This window comes from Phormidesmis priestleyi BC1401, from assembly GCF_001650195.1.
GTDB lineage: Bacteria > Cyanobacteriota > Cyanobacteriia > Leptolyngbyales > Leptolyngbyaceae > Phormidesmis_A > Phormidesmis_A priestleyi_B.
The window spans coordinates 40,663-63,927 of the sequence record NZ_LXYR01000010.1 but is presented as its reverse complement, the minus strand read 5'-3'; the positions used below and the strand labels follow the sequence as shown (position 1 = coordinate 63,927).

The following is a 23,265-nucleotide window of genomic DNA, read 5'->3' as shown; positions in this document are numbered from 1 at the left end:
CGAATTGTGAACAAACGAAATCCGGGGATCGCCGACTTTGCAGTGATTCCTGGACAAAGGTTTTTAAAACTGAGTCTCTAGGCTTCTTTATCGGCACGGTAGCCGTAGAAATCAATGTGATATTCAGTAATTCGTACGCCTGTTTGCGCTTCGACTTGACGAATCAGGTCGTCGGGCAGGTCGATATGAATATCTAAAATCTGATTGGTGTCGATGCAGTTGACGTGACTGTGGGCATCACTGACGTTTCCATAAAGGCGACCATCCGATCGCTCAATGCACTCAATAATTCCTTGCTCAGAAAGCGCTTCCAGGTTTTGATAGACTGAAGTGTGCCCAATGTCTTTACCCTGGCGATTGAGACGATCGTAGATCTCACGGGCAGACAGGTGCTCTTGTTCGTGCCAAAGTAGCTCTAAGATAAAACGCCGCTGGCGACTAAGGCGCATTCCTAAGATCTGACAGCGTTCGATCGCATCGTCTAACGATCGAATGGGTTTTGAGACGGGGGCTTCGCTTTGCATACTTATGGGAAGGGTTTGACCTATCCGTGGCGTAATCTATGTTGAGGAGTCTAGAATTAAAAACGCTGGATCGTTAACATCTTCATTTCTAATCTTGAACGAATAATCCTTTACTGCCTTTCGGTAGATTACAGTCCTACACCTACCTCTTCTAGTTCTATCACACGCTAAAGCAAACTCGCTACAACTTTATCTTAGAGACTGTCGCGTAGGAGTTTGTTTCTGCCTCGATCACTAGTCGTCTACGCCACGATGCACCGTTTTGACCCACTTTAACCGTTTGGGACGGATGGACATTCTAACCGTGGTGCTGGCAACGATCGGAAGCCAGTGCATCATATACAACGTGCCGCGCAGAGATTGCAGCAACGTCACAAATAGAGAGAAGTCAAATCTTTTAGAAGGCGGTCGGAGTTTGTTCTCGACTCTGCTGACTCTCTGAATGCGTCGCAACCCGCCCATCATGCTAAACAGAAACAGCGTCACCGTCAACCCCGAAATCGGACTGAGCAGCAATGGACGGCTGCGGGCGATCGCCATCAAAAAGTCGGGCAGCGCCGCCGTAGGAATGACATATTGAATGATCCAAAACATCAGTAAATCAAGGGTTTTGCGCGTTCCCATGCGGTTTCTAGCAATCAGCCGCCAATAGTCGAGATAGCGCTGATAGCCGCCCTCCGCCCAACGATTTCGCTGATGCCATAGCCCGATCGCGCTGGTCACGCCCTCTTCATAAACCGCCGGAACGGTGAGCACATCAATGTCCCAACGATTAACGTGGAGTCGAATCGTCAGATCCAAATCGTCAGTGATCGTTTCTTCATTCCATCCGCCAACTTGCTCTAAGGCAGTGCGCCGGACAAATTGACCATTGCCGCGCAGTTCGCCCACGCCACCGATCGCAACTCGCTGTTGATGAATAAAGGCATCAAGTGCCATTTCTGCCATCTGTCCGCGAATCCAAAAGTTATTATCATCTTTGGATTGAAACCAAGGTTCGGCTTGGACGATCGCCTTGCGAACTTGGACAGCACCGACCTGCTGACGATCGAACATCGGCACGACTCGCCGCAAAAAGTCTGGCTCGACTTGAGCATCCGCATCAAAGACTACGATAATGTCTCCTTGAGTCAGCGGCAGCACTTGATTGAGTGCACCAGACTTGCCGCCTCCAGCGTTTGCAGGACGATGAAAAACATTGAGTTGTGGAGATTGAGTCGCCAACTCGTCTAAGAGAATCGGCGTTTTGTCGGTGCTGTTGTCGTCAATCACCCAGACTTCATAGCGATCGCTCGGATAGTCCAAATTACAGAGCCGATCGGCAATGTTTCCAATCACCGCCTCTTCATTTTTGGCAGCAATCATCAGCGATATATACGGATACGAGTCCCGCGTGTCGTCCGACAATGGTTCTGGTAAGTCAGATGGACGTGCCAACAAAAATCTAGCGGCGTGTAGCCCCATCAACGTGGTCAGACCCAGCACAAACCAGTATCCCCACGTTACGAGATGCAGCGCGATCGTGCCGCCCCAAATCACGACTAAGACCGTAGCCGCTTTTCGCCTACGCCCTCGAAACCCCGAATAGGGCTTGTCATCTACCTCATCAAACTCCGACGGTTCGGGCAAATCCCCTACGAGGGCAGCGATCGCCGCACACGCTTCTTCGGGAAGAGACTCAAGCTCGTTGTAAGAATCGTTTTCTTGCCAAGAATTCTCCGACATAGGTTGCTTGGTTTAACAGCCAATATTTGTCTACACCCTTAAAAAAGCTGGGAATGAGATAACACCAAACGGTGCAACCTTCACAGACCGACAGCTTACCCTGCGATTGCCGAAACTCTTCGACTTCTTCTGACTGCTTATAAAGCTCATAGAGGCGACCTTCGATCGGCAACCCTTTTTGAGCAAAATGATAGCAAGGCAGCAGAAGCTCATCGTGAGGACCGATCGCGATCACCGCCTCGACCGCCTTACAGCGAGGTTTTTCGGTGTCGTTGCCGCCCGCTTCGATAAACGCTAGAGCCGCTTTATTGTAACCAAGATTGTTATATTTCTTAGCCGCAACCTCGATCGCCTTCACCATGTCGGGGGTGGGGTTCTTTTTAGAGTTGTAGTTGCTGTGGGCAGTGAACGCAGGATTGAGCCAAATGCGGGCTTGCAGACGCTGACCCAGCTCGGCGACTTCACCAATCCGTCCAAAGTTTTGGGCTGTAACGGTGTGATTGAGAACGGGATATTCTCCCAGCGAATGAGCGATTTTAACCGACTCGACCAACGTGTCAAAAATCTTCACCCCTCTCGACTGATCGTGGGTTTCAGCATCGCCCCCGTCTAGCGAGAAGTTGAGAAAGTCTACCAAGCCCTGCATCTCTTTGGCGCGCTTAGGGTAGAGAATCGTGTTGGTGGTCATGCTCGTGGTAAAGCCCTGCCGCTTGGCTTCGGTAAAGACCTCAGCGACATCGGCTCTAAGCAGAGGTTCGCCCCCTGTAAAGTCAACATATTTGACACCTAGACGACGCAAATCAGCTAGATTTTTCTGAATCGTCTCGAAAGATGCTTCTTGTTTGGCTTCGAGTGCCCAGATGTCACAAAAGTGGCAGCGGGCGTTGCAGCGGTAGGTCAGATAGTAGTTTGCGACCAGTGGAGCCATAGTTGTGCCGATAAAGTCTCCTCGTTCAACTTCACCATACGCCTTAATAAGGTTTAAGCAAAGTAGTTCATACCCGTAAAGCTCAAATCAAGCTGACTGAGGGGGTTGGTCAAACTGACGGCTAACCGAGATCAGCAAACGAATCTTTACGATTCTCACCACGATCGTAAAGATTCGTTTGTCTAAAATGTCTCAAGCTTTCTCGACACGTTTACTGTCCTAAACGATTGTCTTCGATCCACTTCACGACTTCTGAAGAGGACTCTGCGTAGAGAGACTTCCCAGTTTGAGGGTCATAGGCGTGCCAAAAAGTCATACCAGACTCACCAACAACTCTCTTAACTGAAAGCTGAGACTGACGATCGAGCGCATCTAACCAGGAGTGCCAAGCTCGCTGAATGTGTGCGGCAAACTCAGACAAACCAAGTGCACGATTTGAGGTGCCATCTAGCTGACGTTGTTCTTGCTCTAACAGAGTGATGAGTTGATTGTTTTGAGCCACCTTTGCAACGGCTAGCCGATGGGCGAGAGAAGCTGCGATCGTGGCTTGGTGTTGAGCAGAAATTTTAGAAGGGTTGACTTGAAGTGCAATAGCCATGATTCACAAAATGCAAGATTCTAACGATTAACAGAGTTTTTCTCTGAACTCCATAATTCTAATATATTCTGTAGCAAAAACTACAAATTAGATTTTGTTTTTGAGAGCTGTGTATAGAGATGATACACGGTTCAACTAAAAGCAGCTAAGTCACTCAGAAGATATATAAACCTGCATCTACCTAAGGGACATAAATGATTCTCACCTTGTCTATCGATCGAGATAGGCTTATTTGAAGGATGACTTTGAAACTGCTACCAAGACATCCACCGAATGCTAAGACGATTACAGAAGTCTATAAGGTGGGAATGCTACGACAAAATCGTGGGTTATCAACACCAGAAATATAGCGAGGGGTTTGCGAAGATAGTCTTGTCAACCAAAAGGCAACCGATGAAATTCTTCACTCAACCGCTCTATGCTTGGTATCGCACCACGTTGCAGAATTCTAAATATCGTTGGCTGATCGTATTAGGTAGTTTGTTTTATCTCGTGAGTCCTTTTAATCTAGCCACCGATGCACTTCCGATTTTGGGCTGGATTGACGACGGAGTGATTGCAACCGTTCTGGTTACAGAAGTTTCTCAACTGCTTTTAGCACAGCTTAAAACGCGCAAAACAAAGAGTGCCAACCCAGAAACTGTTTCAGTCAGTTAGTCCGATGACCCATCCAAATTTGCAACGCTAAACAGCAGGTAAACCATGACAGACTCCATCAAAGACCGCATCACAACCAACTTTCAAAAAGTCAAAGCCCAAGGAGGAACGCGAGCCGTTCGGATTGGTGAAATCGTCCGAGAAGCAGCATCGCAAGCTGTGACCGAACTCAAAGCAGGTTCTAGCGAAGTGGGCACGATCGCCAAAGACAGTTTCTCTACGATCGCTAGCACCCTCAACGAAGAGAGTTCAAACTCCTCCGAAGAGACGACTTCAAACAGTTCTCAAACGGTGATTAAAAATCTCTTCGCCACCTTTAAAAATCGGCTGTCTGTTGAGTTAAAAAGTCGCTGGATTACTCTAGATGCAACGCTGACAACTCGATATGGCAATCGCTACCATGCAGCTAAACAGCGCGTCGAGAAACTAGCAGACCGATACACCACCGCGATCGCAAAAGCTGAGGCGCAAGGGTCTGATCCGCTTCAGCAAAGGCAGACAGAGTTTGAGAACAAAGTCGGTGAAGCCGGAACGTCTGCTGCCCGGAAAGAACAGCAAATTCGGCAACAGTTAAAAGATCTTCTGAAAACTGTCGCCGCCAAATAGCTTCAACGTCCACGATCTAGATTTCAGTTCCCATTCTTTTATCATTCCCACTGAGGTTAATTTATGCAACTCATTCGCATTTTACTTGGCATTCTTCTACCCCCCGTTGGTGTTTTTCTAACCTATGGGTTTAGCACCACTTTATTGATTAACATCGCGCTTACCTTTTTAGGCTGGATTCCTGGCGTAATTCATGCAGTTTGGGCGATCGCTAAATCTGAAGAAAAAGCCAATCAGCAAGGCACTTTCTGACTCGACTTCACTTAACTTAGAGAAATAAATATGCTTGGATTCTTTTTGACTACGTTGACGACTGCATTAAGTCTACTGATCGTTGACCTCACCGTTCCTGGAGTTGACATCAACACATTCCCTGCTGCATTGTTAGCAGCGATCTCGATCGGATTGGTCAACGCGTTTGTTAAACCCGTTCTTTCTCTTCTCTCGCTGCCAGTTACCTTTGTGACATTAGGCTTGTTTTCGCTGGTTGTAAACGGAGTTTGCTTTTGGCTAGCGTCCCTCCTAGTTCCCGGATTTGCAGTGCACGGTGTGTTAGCGATCGTGTTAGCTCCCGTTGTGCTTTCCTTTACCAACACGTTTCTCAGTCAATATTTTGCAGAAAAAGGGGTTGGTCAATCTCTCGCAAAATAGGGCTAACACCTATTTCACAGAAACTTGTAGGGATGCTTAACGACTTGAGATGTTCAATCTAAAAAGGGAAGTTCTGATTTAGAACCTCCCCTTTTTGATGGTTAGTGGAGCTGACGGGAGTCGAACCCGTGTCCAAATTGGGTATTAGCACACCGCTCATTCACAGGTTTAGCTTCTCTAATCCTCGAAGCGGGAACCGTTCATTATCCCGAACGGTGGGATTCTCAAGTATTGTCTTAGCTAGCAAACCGACTTGAGGCGATCGACTAGAGCAACCGTTGGGGTTGTTCTACGATCCTTAACGGTGTCAAATCGTAGACGCTCGAACCGCTAGGGGTTTTTAGGCAGTGACTGCTTTACGAGCGAAGGGTACAATGTTGTTCGCATGTACTGTGTTTTGAGCCGATATTTACGAGAGTGGACTCCCTCTCGACCTGAATCACGTTGTGACGTTCGCCAACCTGTCGAAACCGTTACAGCCCCGTGACTTTCCTCATTATAGCGTGATGTTTTGCAGGTGAGCTGTTGATTAAGACTTTTTCAATCAGATTTTCAACACGTCTAACGTCTACCAAATTCCAAGCTGCCATCCCACTCGCCAATCGGAGGATTTGTGAGCCAGTGTTGACAGCGCTCCATGTGCAGCGCCGCCGCTTTGTCGCGCCTGTCAATTTCTAAAACGGTTGCAAATCCAGCGATCGCGAGAGCAAACTTGCGATTTAAGTAGTGCTTTCGTGCTTTTTCGTAGTGCTCAATCACTTGCAGCTTTTGGTCAGAAATCCTTTCCGATCGCAGCCCCACCAGTTCATAAATAGCCACCGGGTTATTTTTGCCTTTGACTCTAATGAAGTCGAGTTCCCGCGTCCAAAAGCGATCGGCGCAGGGGCGATAAGTGCTCTCGCTAATTAGAATATCGGTGCCGTATTGCTCATTGGCTTCTCCTAATGTAGAACCCAAGCTCACTTCGCTACCGGTCACGGTAAACTCCATTCGCTTACTGGAACCAATGTTGCCGCTAATCACGGTGCCAGAGTTGATGCCAATGCCGATTTTGATGGTCTTCTTATGTTCTGCTCGACGTTTTGCGTTGAAGTCGATGAGCCGATGAAGCATCTCAACTGCCGTTTGCCCCGACATCCACTCGTGATCATCCAGAGGTGAGCCATCACCCAGTATAAGCGAACCAAAAACCGCCATGATCCCACCGCCATCAGTATATCTGTATGGTGTACCTCTGTGCGCAGCGATTGCATCCACCATCAACTCGAAATATTCGTTCAGCACTTTCACCACTTCTTCTGCCGCCAAGATTTCGGTTAATGTGGTGTAGTCAAGAATGCTAGAGGTCAGCACCGAAACCTCTTTGCGCTCGCCGCCCAACTTGGCGTTACCACTTTTAAGTACCTCTTCTATTAGTTCTTGTGGCATGTAGCGATACATGGTGAGCGTTATCTGTTCTTGCCTCTCTTTTTCGGCTATCTGGCCATGTTCATATTGGTTGCTGAAATCATAGAATTTCCGAACGCTAGAGTTCAAATCTGGCTCAAGCTTCTGCCACTGTTCTCGTACTTGACCTAAAAACCCTCCCATCAATAAGAATTGAGAATCTTGCTTGTTGTGTAGCCATTCTCGATTCGCGTCCTCAAGTCGATCAGTTAACCTGCGTAGTTCACGATTCTCCTTACGCCACTCGGCAAATCGTCTCCATCCATCTATCAAGGCTTCATGTGCTAAATCTACCCAAGGTTCCAAATCATAGGTTTCCTGTCCAGAAAATAGCAACCGCTCTCGCACTAACCCACCCTCGCCATCTATTAATTCTCTCAAAGCTTCTTGCGTTGCTGGAGCATCTCCTCCGATTGTCAACAAACTTGCTTTGAGTTGGCGTTGACGAGTATCTTTTTCTCCTTCTCCTGTCCGTACAAGTCTCAGAAAGATTCGCTTTATCCACTCTTGCTCTTGCTCACCTCGTTTGTCAGAAGGCGACTCTGCTTTGTAATCTTGGTAGAGATAAATTCGTTCAGCATGGAGATTGAGTGCCCCAGTGAGTCCGCCCAGTTTTTCATACTGTTCTAGCGTTAGCAGATGATCGTCTGTATCCCGTTTCTCCCACAGCTTTGTCAGAACAAACTCCAGCAATGGTAGAAATCCTAGTTCTTTTCCTACATCCTCCAGAATTTGCAGTAGTAATGCTTCCTCAATTGTGTAGCCTTGGCGCTTTGCAGGTTCCATAATGGCATCCCGCAAATTTATTCCAGTTAATGGATTCATATACACTGCTTGAGACTGAATCAGTTGATGCAATGATGGGTGATGCAGACAGGGTTCTAGAAAATCTGCTCTCATTGTTGTCACAACCGCTAATTGAGAGTTTTGAGTCTCTGCGATCTGGGTAATCAACTCAATGAACCGTTGCTGTTCTGTTTTGTTTGCACAAACCGTAAACACTTCCTCAAACTGATCCACCACAAGCAGATACTTACCATCGTTTGGTAACCGCTCTATTACGCTGGATAATCCTGCTGAATCACGAGCAATTAAGTGATGCAGTGTTTGAATTTCTGAGCGCGATCGCTTGAAGAACGGTTCAAATGTCCCACGCAATGCTGCCAATGGTTCAAACCCTGGCTTAATTGGCTCCAAAATGTGCCAACCACTCTCGGATAGCCAAGGCATCAACCCTGCTCTCACCACTGAAGATTTGCCACTTCCCGATGCCCCAATCACTGGAACAAATGGCTTTTTATTTAGTTTTTGGTTAATTAACTCAACAACCTGCTTGCGACCGAAGAAAAATTCCTGTTGCTTTACTGTAAATGCCTGTAGCCCCTGATAAGGGCAGATGATTTCACCGCCCTCATCCACAATTGCTGTCACAGTTTTCGCTTGCGGTTGGTAATTCACTAACGCGATCGATCGCCCTGTTCCTGTCCGAATCGGCTCCTGTCCACTCTGCCGCAAATCGCGTTGAATGAAGTCAAATAGGCGATCACCCGTTACAGCCCCCTCACTGTCTGCATTCTCCGCCTGCAATCCTTTGAGGACAGACGCTGTAAAAACACCATGCTCCTCTCCTTCCCGTGCCCGTTCAAACGATCGACAGGCTGTAATTAAGTAATAGTCTTGCTTCCCATTAAAGGCAGTCAAGGCTGAATCTAGTAGCGTCCGTTCCAGAAATGACCCTGCATTGCAACAATCTAGAATCATTACGAGACTGCTGAGGCGTGATTTTTGAATCAGGGCATTCAAATCATCAAACGAAATCGCGTTGCCTACCTCATCTTTCTTACAATCGGAGGTCGCTAGATAGCCCTTCTTTGTTCGCCCCAATCTTGTCAACTCAAACCCGTGTCCCGCAAAATAGATCAGCGCCTCATGACCCTCCGCTTTATCTAGCAAGAATTCTTCGAGGTCTTGACTTAAATCCTTTGCTGTCAGCTTCTTGTCTAGGTCAAGCTCCCATCGATTTTCTGGCTTAACCAACCGTCTCGGTGATGGTTTGACTTGATACCGACCGTGAACTTGAAGGATATGGGCGATCGCTGCTGCATCCGTAGCCGCCTTATCCAGATTGCGGAAATTGTCATACCTAGCAACTCCAACGACAAGCGCATATCGAGTCATAATTCCTGAGCCAGCCTAGAGGTTTCACGGTATTCTTACCAACGTAGCAATATTTTCTGGCGAGGTCATCCATTTTGGAAATCGAGAAGTTGATCGTCAAGGACAACGGTGAAGAATACGAAATTTACATTGAGTCGAAGAATATTACTGAAGTCCCAGACGACGAGCCTGAATATCGGGATGACCTACCAACAGTCGATTTACAGAAGGTTCATAACACGATACGGGGCTACGTCAAGTACGCGATCGGTGCATTCGCCAACTTCGGTTTAGCTGAAATCGAAGAAATGAGCCTGGAATTTAATTTAAAAGTTGTTGGAAAGGCAGGCATACCTGTCCTGGCTGAAACTTCGACTGAAGGATCGTTCAAGATCCAGGTGAAGTGCAAGTTCCCCGGAAAAGCCCAGTCAAAGCCCAATCAATGATGACAGCGCAGAGCAGGTAGATTTGCGGCTAACGGGCTTGGTCGTGAAGCGCGGGGGGTTTCTGGCTGCTAGCCAAGATCCTGATAAGCGAGTGATGCAAACTCGTCTAGACGCGGAGGAGCAGGCAAAGCAATTGCTGTCAGAGGCAAACCACAAAGCCAATCAGCGAATTCGGGTTGGGGCATTGGCATTGGGCTTGATGCTGACGGGGGCGATCGCGGACTTGGCGTTCCAAATTATGGTTGAAGGTTTGCACCTTGCGGTACGCCTGCCGCAGTTTTACTTCTGTCCTTTCGCGCTCAGTGGAGATTGCCCCTAACAAAATCCCTATGTGGGTCATTGCCATCAAGCCAAATTGCAGCGCCAGCGTATTCGCAACGCCAGTGCTGGTACCCACTAAAAGCGCTGCACCAACATTAATTCCTAAAACTGACAAGGCTGCTCTAGAAAAGCCAAACTGGACTGCGACCCAGATGAGCGGTAAAAAAACAAGATAGGCATAGTCCAACTTGGCTCCCCGTGGAGCACCAAATGCTGCCCATGTACCCAATGCCAACAGCACGATGTGGAATAGCAGCAGCGGTAACCCCCGCCCAGAGGGCAAGCGCAACTCATGCGTGTCCTCAAACGCCTGCTGCGATCGAGTCTCTTTGTGAGTCCAAACCCACGGCACTCTGCGCGACAGAACCAGCAGCAAAGGTGCGAGCATTCCAACGCCAGTAGAATCTCCTGCCCAATAATTTAAGGTAGAAATCAGCCAGCCTGACCAGGGAATCAGCCCGATCGCGGCAAAATTTGCAGCTTGCACTAGGGCAATGACCAACGGGGCGATCAGGGCAGCAATCACCGTAAACCAAATGACATCGCGGAGTCGCCGCAGCCGAGGGTTAATGCGCAGCTTGTGGAGCAATAGAGCACACGCTATTGTGTAGCCCAGAGTCGTTGTAAGGTCAAAAATGATCAGCGTGTCGAGAGGCAGATAGCGACCCGTGACAAACCACACATGGATGAAGGTATTGAGCAGCAAGGCTGGCGCAAAGCGCAGCCCAAACACTAGCAGCAGCATCACGTCTAGAGCCGATGGTGGATACCAGATCTGAATTTCGGGTGCTGATTCAAACCGCAGAGCGACGAGATCTAGCACATACCAGCTTATGAGGTAGAGCGCTACTAATAATGCTACCCGTACAGCAGTTGGGAGTCGCCGTAACCACTGAGGCGGGTCAGCGCGAATCAGTTGATCTTGATCATTTCGCACGTCCAAGTCATTTATTCTCGGTCACTAAAAACTATGGTACGAGGGAAGTCACCTACATATTAGAACGTGCCCAGTGATAGTGTTAATTTTCGCAAGCGGCACGTCGATCGCATCACTTATAGTCTGGCTGCACACGGTCGAATTTTGGCGTTGCTGAATCGATCTATTGGAAGCGCAGATTTTACCCTCACCCTAGCCCTCTCCCTAATGGAGAGGGGACAGGAGTTCTGGCTCCCTTCTCCATTGGGGAGAGGGGTTGGCGAGGGCTTCGCCCCACTTCGTGAGGAGGGCATCGATCGTTGAAGAGGTTCGTCGCTCAGAACACTCTGCTTTTTCCAACCTTGTACTACTTAAAACTTAACCTTCCTCTCCACCCTTGTCTTCTTGCCGCCTTGTCCATTCACTCCTGTCCTTTAAATCATCAAATCTTTGGAATGGATAAAACCGCAACAATTCTGTAAATGAAAGCCTCTACAATGAGTTGGATTTAAACTCAACGGCTCTAACTTCACCATGCCTCGTCGCCAAGACCTCCACAAAATTCTGCTCATCGGCTCCGGTCCCATTGTGATTGGGCAAGCCTGCGAATTCGACTATTCCGGTACTCAAGCCTGCAAAGCCCTGCGAGATGAAGGATATGAAGTGGTTCTGGTCAACTCAAACCCAGCGACCATCATGACCGACCCAGAGACCGCCGATCGCACCTACATTGAGCCGCTGACTCCTGAATTGGTCGCCCTGATTATCGAGCGAGAACGCCCCGATGCGCTCTTGCCGACGATGGGCGGACAAACGGCTCTCAATCTTGCAGTTACGCTGGCAAAGAATGGCACTCTCGATAAATACAATGTCGAACTGATCGGCGCAAAACTTCCGGCGATCGAGATGGCTGAAGATCGCAAACTCTTTAAAGAGGCAATGGGGCGGATCGGAGTCGCTGTGTGTCCGTCTGGTTTGGCAGAAACTCTAGAAGAATCTCGCGCGATCGGGCAGCAAATCGGCAGTTATCCCTTAATTATCCGTCCCGGCTTTACGATGGGCGGAACCGGGGGCGGCATCGCCTATAACCAGAAAGAGTTTGAGGAAATCGCCCAGTCAGGTCTAGATGCCAGTCCGGTGTCTCAGATTTTGATTGAGAAATCTCTGCTCGGCTGGAAAGAGTATGAGCTAGAAGTGATGCGCGATCTCGCCGATAACGTCGTGATCATCTGCTCGATCGAAAACATTGACCCGATGGGCATCCACACGGGCGACTCGATCACGGTGGCTCCGGCGCAAACGCTGACTGATAAAGAATATCAACGCCTGCGAGACGCATCAATCAAGATTATTCGCGAAATTGGGGTCGAGACGGGCGGATCGAATATTCAGTTTGCGATCAATCCGGTGACGGGCGAGTTAGTCGTGATCGAGATGAATCCTCGCGTGTCGCGCAGTTCGGCGTTGGCATCCAAGGCAACCGGATTTCCGATCGCTAAAATGGCGGCAAAGCTCGCGGTTGGTTACACACTAGACGAGATTCCCAACGACATTACCAAAAAGACTCCTGCTAGCTTTGAGCCGACGATCGATTATGTCGTCACCAAGATTCCCCGCTTCGCCTTTGAGAAATTCAGCGGCTCCTCCCAGGTTCTGACCACGCAGATGAAGTCGGTGGGTGAGGCAATGGCGATCGGGCGCACTTTTCAAGAATCGTTTCAAAAGGCACTTCGCTCATTAGAAACCGGACGGGCGGGTTGGGGCTGCGATCGCCCAGAAAAGCTTCCCAGTCTCGAACAAATTCGAGCAGGACTTCGCACCCCAAACCCCGATCGCATCTTCACGGTGCGCCACGCGATGCAAATGGGCATGACGGTTGAGGAAATTTATGAGCTAACCAACATCGATCCCTGGTTTCTAGACAAGATGCACGACTTGCTAGAGACTGAAAAGCTGCTCAAACGCACGACATTGCAGAGTCTTGATAAAGCCAAGATGTACACCATCAAACGGCAAGGGTTTAGCGATCGACAAATTGCTTTTGCCACTAAAACTCACGAGAATGATGTCCGCGCCTATCGCAAGTCTCTTGGCGTGATCCCCGTCTATAAAACCGTAGACACCTGCGCGGCTGAATTTGAGGCACTGACTCCTTACTATTATTCTGCTTACGAAGAAGAAACTGAGGTGCTGCCGTCCGATAGGCGAAAAGTTATGATTCTGGGAGGTGGACCCAACCGAATCGGGCAGGGCATTGAGTTTGATTATTGCTGCTGTCACGCATCATTTGCGCTCGGTGCCGATGGATTTGAGACGATCATGGTTAACTCAAACCCCGAAACCGTTTCGACCGACTATGACACCAGCGATCGGCTCTATTTTGAGCCATTAACTCAAGAAGATGTCCTTAACATCATCGAAGCTGAGAACCCGGAGGGCGTAATCATTCAGTTTGGCGGACAGACCCCGCTCAAGCTGGCGATTCCTCTACAAGAGGCGCTGAAATCCCTCCCTCAAACCAAGATCTGGGGCACCTCACCCGACTCGATCGACACCGCCGAAGACCGAGAGCGATTTGAGAAGATTCTCCGCAAACTCAACATCCAACAGCCTCCCAACGGGCTTGCCCGCACCTATGAAGCCGCGCGAGAAGTCGCCCAGAGAATCCAATATCCCGTCGTGGTTCGTCCAAGCTATGTGTTGGGCGGTCGAGCGATGGAGATTGTCTACTCCGACTCGGAGCTAGAACGCTACATGAGCTATGCCGTCCAGATCGAACCCGATCACCCGATTCTGATCGATCACTTTTTAGAGAACGCGATCGAGGTCGATGTAGACGCGATCGCCGATATGACTGGGCAAGTCGTAATCGGCGGCATCATGGAGCATATCGAACAGGCGGGAATCCACTCTGGAGACTCAGCTTGTTCGATTCCATCAATCACTTTGTCGGAGCCAGTTCTCAATCAGATTCGCACCTGGACGATCGAGCTTGCCAAAGCCCTAAACGTGATTGGTTTGATGAATATTCAGTTTGCCGTTCAAGGCGATCAGGTATTTATTTTAGAAGCGAATCCTCGTGCGTCGCGCACCGTGCCCTTTGTGTCGAAAGCGATCGGACATCCTCTCGCTCAAATTGCCGCCCGCGTCATGTCTGGCAAAACCCTAAAAGAGTTGAACTTCACTGAGGAAATTATTCCTAAACACATTTCCGTCAAAGAAGCCGTGTTGCCCTTCGACAAATTTCCCGGCACCGACACCATTCTCGGACCTGAGATGCGATCGACTGGAGAAGTCATGGGCATTGATACCGATTTTGGCAAAGCCTTCGCCAAGGCAGAACTCGCCGCCAGTCAGCGTTTGCCGCTTAAGGGCACCGTGTTTGTGTCAATGAGCGATCGTGAAAAAGCAGCCGTCGTTCCAGTCGTCAAAGATCTGATCAGCTTAGGCTTCAAAGTCATCGCCACCGAAGGCACCCGCAAAGTTCTTGTCGAGAATGGCTGTGCGGTTGACCTCGTACTCAAAGTCCATGAGGGCAGACCCCATGTGATTGATTCCATTAAAAATGAGCTGATTCAACTCATTATCAACACCCCGTTGGGCAAAGAAGCGCTGAATGACGATCGCCTGATTCGTCGCACCGCATTGAGCTACAAGATTCCAGTCATCACGACGATCGCAGGGGCAAAAGCTACGGCTGCTGCCATCCGGTCTCTTCAATCTCAGCCGCTCACTGTCAAATCACTGCAAGAATACCTCCAATAAAAGCAGCTAAAACGCAGTGCGGTAGACTTCCTAATCTCGTAATTCTGGGGGCTTTGACTCTTGGGATCGTGGATTAAATAACTTCGGGAATTGTACAAGCCGGATCTGCCCTTCTCACGAAGTGGGGCAAAGCCCTCGCCTAACCCCTTTTCCCTAGGGAGAAAGGGAAACTCGTTTGCCCCCTCTCCTTAGGGAGAGGGTTGGGGTGAGGGCAAATCCGGCTCTTGTTTAATTCACGATCCTTGCCCTTCCTAAAACTGGAGTCGATCGGCTCAACATCAGCTTCTTCTCTTTCTTTTCCGATTCGCTTTATGTGATGAAAGTTACACTGAGACTACAGTCTTCTACCACTAGACAGATGCGATTTTCTGTCCGATCGGAGTATCTCTATAAAATAAACCTTACTGAAGCAACTTAAGAAACTCCAGCAAATCATTAAGAATTTGTAGCTGGTCTCAATGGATATTAGAAGTCGGGGAGTTTTGTCTCAAGCGATGCAGTCGCTGAATCGGTTTCTAGGTAGGCTACCGATGCGTTAAAGACTCTAAGACAGCCCGATCGCTCCTTCAGCCTTTTACCTCCAAGCTGAACTAATGTCTCTCAGGATCTTTACTTTTGTTAACAAGTTCAGACATAATCTTAATAGAGCCTTGCACCTTCATAGAAAACGTGGCAGAGATGCACTTCATCAGGCAACTAGAAGGACAGATTTCTACGCTGCCGCTAGTAGCCCAATTCTCAACTGGTTTTGAACCAAGTTATCTAGCCCTCTCCTGATCGCTCTACATCAGCTTCTCATCAGGGCTATCGTCGCTTCCAAGTCACTCTACGAATACTTCTAACCCGTCATTTCTATCCAATCCAGCGTTATGAAGACAGCCCAAACTCCCACTGATTCCGTTCGTGCTTATCTGCGTGAAATTGGTCGTGTTCCCCTTCTCTCCCACGAGCAGGAGATTCTTTACGGCAAACAGGTTCAGCGACTTTCGTTGCTCAACCGCGTCAAAGAAGAGATGGCTCTGACGCTCGATCGTGAACCCAACCTATCGGAATGGTTAGAGCAAACGGGCTTATCTGAAGCCGAAATGCAGCAGACGATCGTCGATGGTGAGACTGCCAAGCGTCGGATGGTAGAAGCCAACCTGCGCCTCGTCGTCTCGGTGGCAAAAAAATATACCAAGCGCAACGTAGACCTCATGGATTTGATCCAAGAAGGCACGATCGGGATGCAGCGCGGCGTTGAGAAGTTTGATCCCACTAAAGGCTATCGGTTCTCAACCTACGCCTACTGGTGGATTCGTCAAGCGATCACCCGCGCGATCGCTGAGAAAGGTCGGACCATCCGCCTCCCCATTCACATCACCGAGAAACTCAACAAGATTAAAAAAGCTCAGCGAGCGCTGACCCAAAAATTAGGACGGGCTGCCACGGCTGCGGAACTGGCGATCGAACTCGAATTAACGCCTCGACAGGTGCGTGAGTACCTAGAGCGGGCGCGTTCTCCTCTATCTCTAGATCTGCGGGTCGGCGACAATCAAGATACTGAACTCGGCGAACTTCTCGAAGACACCGGACCTTCTCCAGAAGATTTTGCTGCGCAAACTGCGCTCCGCAACGATCTTGAGACTCTGATGGCAGATCTCACCCCTCAGCAGCGAGAAGTTTTGGCACTCCGGTTTGGTTTAGAAGATGGAAAAGCCTTGACCTTGGCAAAAATCGGGGATCAGCTCAACATCAGCCGTGAGCGAGTTCGTCAAATCGAGCGCGAGGCACTCACCAAGCTCCGCAAGCGCAAGGGCGACATGGGAGAGTATCTGGCAAGCTAAACTCGTAGCATCCCCCCTCGATCGGTTCGGTTCCACCTACTTACATTGCCCATTTCTGTTGTTAGAGTGGGTCTAACAAAAGTTGATTCCGTCCTCATGAGTGAGGTTGATAAACGTGAACGATACATCCAATCAAGTTCCAGAATTCATCAAAAATGGCGAGTCTGGCGTGCTGTGGCAATACGTCCAGTCTCTCAGCCCTGAAACGATCGCTCAACTTTCAAAGCCGTCTTCTGCTGATGTGTTTCAAGTCGTTGAACGCAACATCATTGGCTTATTGGGTGGTCTGCCTTCTGATAATTTTGATGTCAGCATCACGACGAGCCGTGAGCATCTAGGTCGGCTCCTGGCATCTGCAATGATGAGCGGCTATTTTCTCCGCAATGCCGAACAGCGCATGACGTTTGAGACCGCTTTTCAGGTCGCCGAGTCTAGTGCATCCGACAATCAGTAATTTCGGCGCGATTTTAACCACTGACGTGCCCTCGTTTTGTGATCCCTAACGTGAAATCTAATCGAATAGCGGCAGATCACCCCGATGGTCTGCCGCCTTTCGCTGTTTTAGAGTTACGCACCTCTCTTCTCGCCTGGTATTCCCAATCTGGGCGTGACTTGCCTTGGAGACAAACCCGTGATCCCTATGCGATTTGGGTCTCTGAGATTATGCTTCAGCAGACGCAGGTAAAGACGGTGCTGCCTTACTTCGATCGCTGGATGTCACAATTTCCCACTGTGCAGGACTTGGCGGCGGCGGATCTACAACAGGTTCTCAAAGCGTGGGAAGGATTGGGATATTATGCCCGTGCCCGAAATTTTCATCGAGCCGCCCAAGTAATTGTGCAGCAGCATGGCGGGATGTTTCCCACCGAACTAGACGCGGTGCTGGCGCTGCCCGGAATTGGACGCACCACGGCTGGAGGCATTCTCAGTGCAGCTTTCAATCAGCCGTTGGCAATTTTGGATGGAAATGTCAAGCGAGTCCTAGCGCGGCTGATTGCGTTGGACGTTCCGCCCGTTAAAGCGTTGCCGAGACTTTGGACGCTTTCTCAAGAGTTAGTCGATCCACGCAACGGACGAGATTTTAATCAGGCGTTTATGGACTTGGGCGCGACGGTTTGCACGACTCACAATTCCGCTTGCTCAGTTTGTCCGTGGCGAGGTCACTGTCAGGCTTACAATTTAGACATTCAATCTCAAATACCGATGTCAGAAACTCGTGCCCCCATACCCCATAAGCAAATTGGTGTTGCTGTGATCTGGAACGATCGGGGACAGATTTTAATCGATCGCCGCAAATCAGACGGCTTACTCGGAGGCTTGTGGGAATTTCCGGGTGGCAAAGTCGAAGTGGGGGAAACGATCGCAGCCTGCATTCACCGTGAGATTCGAGAAGAGTTGGGCATTGAGATTGCGGTGGGCGATCGTCTAGTCGTCGTCGATCATACCTACAGCCACTTTCGGGTGACGCTGAATGTGCATCACTGCCAGCATTTGAGCGGAGAGCCACAAGCGATCGAGTGTGATGAGATTCGCTGGGTCACATTAGCAGAGTTTGACCAGTTTCCGTTTCCCAAGGCAAACCTGCAAATTATCCAAGCTCTCCGTCAGAGTGACGCGCAATCTTCTCACCCTCCTCTAAAATGAAGAAACATTGCTGACGCTGAGAAACTATGGCTGCTAACGTTGAGATTTACATCTGGAGTACGTGCCCTTTCTGTGTTCGTGCCAAAGCTTTACTAGACCGCAAAGGCGTTGATTACACTGAATATAATCTCGATGGAGACGAACCCGGACGAGCAAAAATGTCTCAACGGGCAAACGGCAACCGATCGGTGCCCCAAATTTTCATCAATGATCAATACATTGGCGGCTGTGACGATATTCATGCGCTCGATCGTCAAGGAAAATTAGATCCCTTGCTGCAAGCCAGCTAACCCGACACAACGCCGAAGGACATAAACTGTGAAATTTGCATTCATCATCGACCCCATTCATCGACTTGACCCGACTCACGACACTAGCGTTGCGATCATGGAAGCCGCGCAAGAGTTGGGGCACGAAGTTTGGATCACTCAAGCAAATCGGTTGAGTGTGATTGATGGCAAAGCCTGGGCAATGCTAGAGCAGGCGCATCTCACCCCGGTGAAACTGGTAGACGGTCGCTGGGTGACGATCGAGTCCTGGTTCTCTCTCGACGCGCCGATTTTTCGTCCGCTTGAAGACATGGATGCGGTGTTTATGCGAACCGATCCGCCCGTCGATACGGCTTATCTCTACGCGACTTACATTTTAGATTACATCGATCCAGCTAAGACGCGAGTGCTCAATTCTCCGAGCGGCATTCGAGCTGCTAACGAGAAAATGTATGCGCTGCAATTCACTGAGGCAATTCCTGAAACGATCGTCAGCCAAGACAAAACAGTGATTCGGCAGTTTCTAGAGAAAAAAGGAGCGGCAGTTCTCAAACCCTTGGGCGGAAAAGCTGGGGAAGGCATCCTCTTTTTAGAACCGAGCGATCGTAACTTCAACTCGCTGATTGAGATCAGCACCCTTCAGGGCAAACTGCCTGTAATGGTGCAGACTTATTTGCCCGAAGCCAAAGAGGGCGATAAGCGAATTATTCTACTCGACGGCAGCCCGATCGGAGCCGTAAATCGCATTCCAACTGGAACCGACTTTCGAGGCAACATGGCAGTCGGTGGACGAGTTGCATCTGTGGGAATCACTGAGCGCGAACACGAGATTTGCGCTCAACTTGCGCCCACCTTACAGCGAGATGGATTGGTGTTTGTCGGCATTGATGTGATCGGAGGCTACTTAACTGAAGTGAACGTCACCAGCCCAACTGGAATTCGTGAAGTCGATCGACTCAATGACGCACGCCTCGCCCATCAAGTCATCAAATGGCTTACGGAGCCTGATCAGAGCCGTTAATTTTGGGGCTGTGAGACCTCGTGTTATAGTTCACGCAATTACCCTCACCCTAGCCCTCTCCCCGCAGGAGAGGGAACCGGAAATGTCCGACCTCTCTTTGGGGAGAAGGGTTACGAGGGCTTGCCCCACTTCGTGAGGCTACCGTGTACACGCAAGTTGCTCGATCGGTCATGGCTGAGATCCTCGCTCCCTAAATCCCCCAATCTGGGGGACTTCAAGCTAAAAGTTCGGGTTCAAAGTCCAGACTTGTGTGTACACGGTAGACTTCGTGAGGAGGGCAAATTAGCTGCACATCGCGTTAGTTCTTTCGACTTTATCAAAATCAGCAAATGGTGCAGTCCAATAGACGGCAAAGGCATAGTTGGGCACGGCTCACTCAAGCTATTTGGAAAGGAGGTCGAGTTTGGATCACCGCTTCTGGAGTTGCAGGCTGTGTGATTGCGCTGCGTCTGACGGGGTTGCTGCAACCGTGGGAACTAGGAGCGTTAGATGAGTTTTTTCGGCTGCGCCCCCCAGAGCCGATCGACGATCGCATCGTCATTGTGGGACTGAATGAATCAGATCTAAAACGCTTTAACTGGCCCATCTCAGACGCTACGTTAGCGCAACTGCTGCAAACGATTGAGGCAGCCAAACCGCGCGCGATCGGACTCGACCTATATCGAGATTTGCCGAGTGGATCGAGCCAGTCAGCATTGCTCAAGACGTTTCGCGACATTCCCCATTTGGTTGGAATCGAGCAACTCAAAGATCACGAGAGTGACGGAGTAGCCCCTCCCCCCGGGTTAGCTGAACTCGGACAAGTGGGCTTTAATAATGTTATTTTTGACCCCGATCTCAAAGTTCGGCGAGCGTTTCTCTATTGGAAAAAGCAATCAGACGGCAACATCTATCAGAGTTTCTCTCTAAAACTGGCGCTAACTTATCTCAAAACAAACGGCATTGAAGAACAAGCCGCCACTGAAAATTCTCGTTATCTGCGGCTCGATCGAGCCGTATTTCCTCAGTTTCGCTCTAATGATGGCGTTTATACACAGGCAGACGACCGGGCATATCAGATTCTGGTCAATTTCCGAGGTGCGGCACATCACTTTCGCACCGTTTCGGTGGCAGACGTTTTAGATGGGCAAGTCTCAGCCGAGGGGTTGCGCGATCGCATCGTCTTAATTGGCTCAACTGCAACGAGCCTAAAAGACTTGATTTCGACTCCTTACAGCAGTTCTTGGACAAAAGCCCCAGAGCCAATGGCAGGAGTCGAACTGCAAGCGAACTTTATTAGCCAAATCATCAGCACAACGCTCGACGGACGAACCCTACTCAAAGTTTGGGTTGAGCCTGGAGAATGGATCTGGATCTGGGTTTGGGCATTTGTGGGAACCCATTTGAGTTGGCGGTTACGATCGCCTAGACGCTCAATGATCGCGATCGCAGTGCTGGGTACAGGATTGACGATCGGCTGCTATCTGGCGTTTTTGCTGGGTTGGGTCGTGCCCGTGGTGCCTCCTCTGGTGGCGCTATCGGTATCAGCAATTGTGATTATTAGCTATCTTGCTCACTCAGCAGAAGAACTTCAGCGATCGAAAGATTTTTTGCATCGCATCATTAACACCATTCCTGATCCCATTTTTGTCAAAGATAAAAACCATCGTTGGATTGTCTTGAACGAAGCATATTCAAGGTTTTTAGGAAAGCCGATCGAGGAGTTAGTCAGCAAATCTGATTATGATGTATTTCCTAACCACGAAGCTGATGTTTTTAGACAGCAAGATGAACTGATTTTCAAGCATGGAAATGAGATCGAGCACGAAGAAGAATTTACCAGCTTAAATGGCATGACTCACCAGATTGCAACCAAGCGATCGCTGCACAAAGATGCTGCCGGAAATCTATTTTTGGTGGGCGTGATTCGAGATATTACTCAACGCAAAACGATCGAAGAGGCGCTACGGCGCACCACAGCAGAGTTATCACAATCAAATGCAGAGTTACGCCTCTCGCAAGACCGTTTGAATCACCTGGCAAATCACGATGCTCTAACCGGATTGCCCAACCGCAGCCTTCTTTACGATCGCCTCACCGAACATTTAGAGTGGGCAAGCATCAGCACTCAAATGGTGGCATTGATGTTTCTAGATCTGGATGGGTTTAAGACAATTAATGACACTCATGGTCACGGAATTGGAGATGTGCTTTTGCAGGCAGTGGCAAAGCGGCTGACTGGCTGTTTAAGAACGAGTGACTTGGTAGCTCGCCTCGGTGGAGACGAGTTTGTGATTATTTTACCTACGATTCTAAACGTGCAGGATGTGACGCGAGTGGCTGAAAAGATTTTGGCTACACTCTCTCAGCCATTTGCTATTTCAGGGCAAACGATTTTCGTAACTACGAGCATTGGAATCAGTATTTTTCCTCACAATAGTGAAGAGATTGAGACCCTCCTTCAGCAAGCCGACGAAGCGATGTATCAGGCAAAAGGGTTAGGCAAAAATCAATCGATATTCGCGTCAAAAGTCAGCAAAATCGGGTAGAGACGTTTCGGTGGAACATCTCCACGCCATCGGGTAAACGCACGATAAACTTCTTGCAAAAGTCCGAAGATGCCCTCATCCCCCAACCCCTTCTCCCAAGCTTGGGAGAAGGGGAGCCAGATTTCAAAGTCCCTCTCCCACATTTGGGAGAGGGATTTAGGGTGAGGGCAGGGACTTTTGCAACAGGTCTAATGTTTGAATGCAATCCATCATCGGTTATGGCACAAAATCGGCGAGACGTTCCACCGAAACGTCTCTACAGCATCGGGTCAAGGCACGATCGCGACGAAATCTAAGCCGCCGTTCGGGTCAGCAGCACCGGACAGTTGGCGTAAACCCGCACATAATCCGAAAGAGACGTTCCTAACAGCCGATCGAGGTCAGGCAATCCCTTAGCGATCGAGGGGCGACGCTCTGGAGAGCCAAGCATCAGCAAATCTGCCTTATTGTCTTCTGCAAGACGACAAAGCGCTTCCCCAGCTTTTCCTGAACCTAAAATGCTGCGATAGGCGACTCCTGCCTTCTTCGCCTCAGAAACCGCCGCTGCCAAACTCGGCTCTTTTTCTGCATCGGCTCCTGTCTTCTCAGCTTTTTTAGCATCAGAATCGACATGCACTAGAAGTAACTGCCCACCTTTGATGTCTCTAACCAGAGACAACGCCAGCGTTAAAGACTGCTTAGAAGCCGCAGAACGGTCGATCGCCACCATCACTTTGTTAATCTTGCGGACATAAATATCGTCTTTAACCAGCAACATTGGACTCGACGATAGCTGAAACACATATTGACTAACTGAGTTTTCTAAAATTGAAACCAGTCGCTTTAAGCCACGAGACCCCATAATAATCAGGTCGGTGTTGAGTTCTTCGGCAACTTTGCACACCACATCTTTCGGTTCGCCTTGGCGCAAGACCGCAGCGACATGATCAGAATCTAAGTTGAGCGACTGAATCGCCTTTGCCAACACCTTGCCACCTTCCTCCCATTTCTCTGTCATTGCATTCGCAGAGACTTGAGCCGGAACGACGTGCAGCACAGTCACAAACGCCCGTTGAATGACAGGAATCTCCATCAGCGCTTTGAGCATCGCTTCAGATTGTCCGGTTCCTGAGTCAGCCAGCAAAATTTTCTCTATCATAAGTTTGCCTTACCAGTGATTTGTCTCTGATCGTATTTAAGATCGCGCCCTTGACCCATTTTGCAAAACGTTGCAATGGTTCACAATTGGCGGCTAGAC

Annotated in this window: 19 protein-coding genes and 1 other RNA gene; 12 read left to right on the top strand and 8 right to left on the bottom strand. The window is 49.3% G+C overall.

The window, feature by feature from the left end; translation table 11 throughout:
• Nucleotides 1-77: 77 nt before the first annotated feature.
• The 4 genes from A8707_RS07810 to A8707_RS07795 all read right to left on the bottom strand — a co-directional run bounded on the left by A8707_RS07810 (nucleotide 78) and on the right by A8707_RS07795 (nucleotide 3,775).
• On the bottom strand, nucleotides 78-524 hold the full coding sequence (locus tag A8707_RS07810; RefSeq protein WP_068816245.1) for a Fur family transcriptional regulator: 447 nt from the start codon (nucleotides 522-524) through the stop codon (nucleotides 78-80).
• A 234-nt stretch (nucleotides 525-758) separates the two neighbouring features.
• A complete protein-coding gene (locus A8707_RS07805) occupies nucleotides 759-2,249 on the bottom strand; it encodes a glycosyltransferase family 2 protein (protein WP_068816244.1) in 1,491 nt (496 codons plus the stop codon).
• A complete protein-coding gene (locus tag A8707_RS07800) occupies nucleotides 2,203-3,177 on the bottom strand; it encodes a radical SAM protein (protein ID WP_068816243.1) in 975 nt (324 codons plus the stop codon). Before A8707_RS07800 ends, A8707_RS07805 begins: the two co-directional genes overlap by 47 nt.
• Nucleotides 3,178-3,388: 211 nt before the next feature.
• The gene (locus A8707_RS07795; protein ID WP_068816242.1) at nucleotides 3,389-3,775 is read right to left on the bottom strand and encodes a hypothetical protein; all 387 of its coding nucleotides are present in this window, start codon (nucleotides 3,773-3,775) and stop codon (nucleotides 3,389-3,391) included.
• Between the two features lie 393 nt (nucleotides 3,776-4,168).
• Between A8707_RS07795 and A8707_RS07790 the strand changes: the two genes are divergently transcribed.
• The 4 genes from A8707_RS07790 to A8707_RS07775 all read left to right on the top strand — a co-directional run bounded on the left by A8707_RS07790 (nucleotide 4,169) and on the right by A8707_RS07775 (nucleotide 5,689).
• The gene (locus A8707_RS07790) at nucleotides 4,169-4,432 is read left to right on the top strand and encodes a YkvA family protein (RefSeq protein ID WP_068816241.1); all 264 of its coding nucleotides are present in this window, start codon (nucleotides 4,169-4,171) and stop codon (nucleotides 4,430-4,432) included.
• Nucleotides 4,433-4,477: 45 nt separating this feature from the next.
• Nucleotides 4,478-5,038 carry a hypothetical protein gene (locus A8707_RS07785; RefSeq protein ID WP_068816240.1) on the top strand — a complete coding sequence of 187 codons (561 nt, stop codon included), beginning with the start codon at nucleotides 4,478-4,480 and terminating at the stop codon, nucleotides 5,036-5,038.
• 63 nt (nucleotides 5,039-5,101) lie between these two features.
• Entirely contained in the window at nucleotides 5,102-5,290 is a 189-nt protein-coding gene (locus A8707_RS07780; RefSeq protein WP_068816239.1) for a YqaE/Pmp3 family membrane protein, read from the top strand.
• 30 nt (nucleotides 5,291-5,320) lie between these two features.
• Nucleotides 5,321-5,689, top strand: coding sequence for a phage holin family protein (locus tag A8707_RS07775; protein WP_068816238.1), 369 nt, complete (start codon nucleotides 5,321-5,323; stop codon nucleotides 5,687-5,689).
• Between the two features lie 102 nt (nucleotides 5,690-5,791).
• Here the strand turns inward: A8707_RS07775 and ssrA are convergent.
• Nucleotides 5,792-6,172, bottom strand: a transfer-messenger RNA (tmRNA) gene (gene ssrA, locus A8707_RS07770).
• Nucleotides 6,173-6,250: 78 nt separating this feature from the next.
• Nucleotides 6,251-9,313 carry an nSTAND1 domain-containing NTPase gene (locus A8707_RS07765; protein WP_068816237.1) on the bottom strand — a complete coding sequence of 1,021 codons (3,063 nt, stop codon included), beginning with the start codon at nucleotides 9,311-9,313 and terminating at the stop codon, nucleotides 6,251-6,253.
• 74 nt (nucleotides 9,314-9,387) lie between these two features.
• Here A8707_RS07765 and A8707_RS07760 point away from each other — a divergent pair, with 74 nt between their 5' ends.
• A complete protein-coding gene (locus A8707_RS07760) occupies nucleotides 9,388-9,738 on the top strand; it encodes a CU044_2847 family protein (RefSeq protein WP_197484682.1) in 351 nt (116 codons plus the stop codon).
• Between the two features lie 139 nt (nucleotides 9,739-9,877).
• Here A8707_RS07760 and A8707_RS07755 read toward each other — a convergent pair whose 3' ends face one another.
• Nucleotides 9,878-10,996 (bottom strand): MASE1 domain-containing protein, encoded by a 1,119-nt coding sequence (locus A8707_RS07755; RefSeq protein ID WP_197484681.1) that lies wholly within the window; start codon nucleotides 10,994-10,996, stop codon nucleotides 9,878-9,880.
• A 513-nt stretch (nucleotides 10,997-11,509) separates the two neighbouring features.
• Between A8707_RS07755 and carB the strand changes: the two genes are divergently transcribed.
• The 7 genes from carB to A8707_RS07720 all read left to right on the top strand — a co-directional run bounded on the left by carB (nucleotide 11,510) and on the right by A8707_RS07720 (nucleotide 22,028).
• Nucleotides 11,510-14,740 (top strand): carbamoyl-phosphate synthase large subunit, encoded by a 3,231-nt coding sequence (carB, locus tag A8707_RS07750; RefSeq protein WP_068816234.1) that lies wholly within the window; start codon nucleotides 11,510-11,512, stop codon nucleotides 14,738-14,740.
• Between the two features lie 869 nt (nucleotides 14,741-15,609).
• The gene (locus tag A8707_RS07745; protein WP_068816233.1) at nucleotides 15,610-16,566 is read left to right on the top strand and encodes an RNA polymerase sigma factor, RpoD/SigA family; all 957 of its coding nucleotides are present in this window, start codon (nucleotides 15,610-15,612) and stop codon (nucleotides 16,564-16,566) included.
• 115 nt (nucleotides 16,567-16,681) lie between these two features.
• Complete coding sequence (locus tag A8707_RS07740; RefSeq protein WP_068816232.1) at nucleotides 16,682-17,020, top strand: DUF760 domain-containing protein; 339 nt, start codon at nucleotides 16,682-16,684, stop codon at nucleotides 17,018-17,020.
• A 50-nt stretch (nucleotides 17,021-17,070) separates the two neighbouring features.
• Entirely contained in the window at nucleotides 17,071-18,210 is a 1,140-nt protein-coding gene (gene mutY, locus A8707_RS07735; protein WP_156518423.1) for an A/G-specific adenine glycosylase, read from the top strand.
• Nucleotides 18,211-18,236: 26 nt separating this feature from the next.
• Entirely contained in the window at nucleotides 18,237-18,500 is a 264-nt protein-coding gene (gene grxC, locus A8707_RS07730) for a glutaredoxin 3 (RefSeq protein WP_068816231.1), read from the top strand.
• A 28-nt stretch (nucleotides 18,501-18,528) separates the two neighbouring features.
• A complete protein-coding gene (gene gshB / locus A8707_RS07725) occupies nucleotides 18,529-19,500 on the top strand; it encodes a glutathione synthase (protein ID WP_068816230.1) in 972 nt (323 codons plus the stop codon).
• Nucleotides 19,501-19,829: 329 nt separating this feature from the next.
• Nucleotides 19,830-22,028, top strand: a complete 2,199-nt coding sequence (locus tag A8707_RS07720; RefSeq protein WP_068816229.1) for a CHASE2 domain-containing protein — start codon at nucleotides 19,830-19,832, stop codon at nucleotides 22,026-22,028.
• Nucleotides 22,029-22,320: 292 nt separating this feature from the next.
• On the opposite strand, the gene A8707_RS07715 is transcribed toward A8707_RS07720, so the two are convergent.
• A complete protein-coding gene (locus A8707_RS07715; protein WP_068816228.1) occupies nucleotides 22,321-23,166 on the bottom strand; it encodes a universal stress protein in 846 nt (281 codons plus the stop codon).
• Nucleotides 23,167-23,265 lie beyond the last annotated feature (99 nt).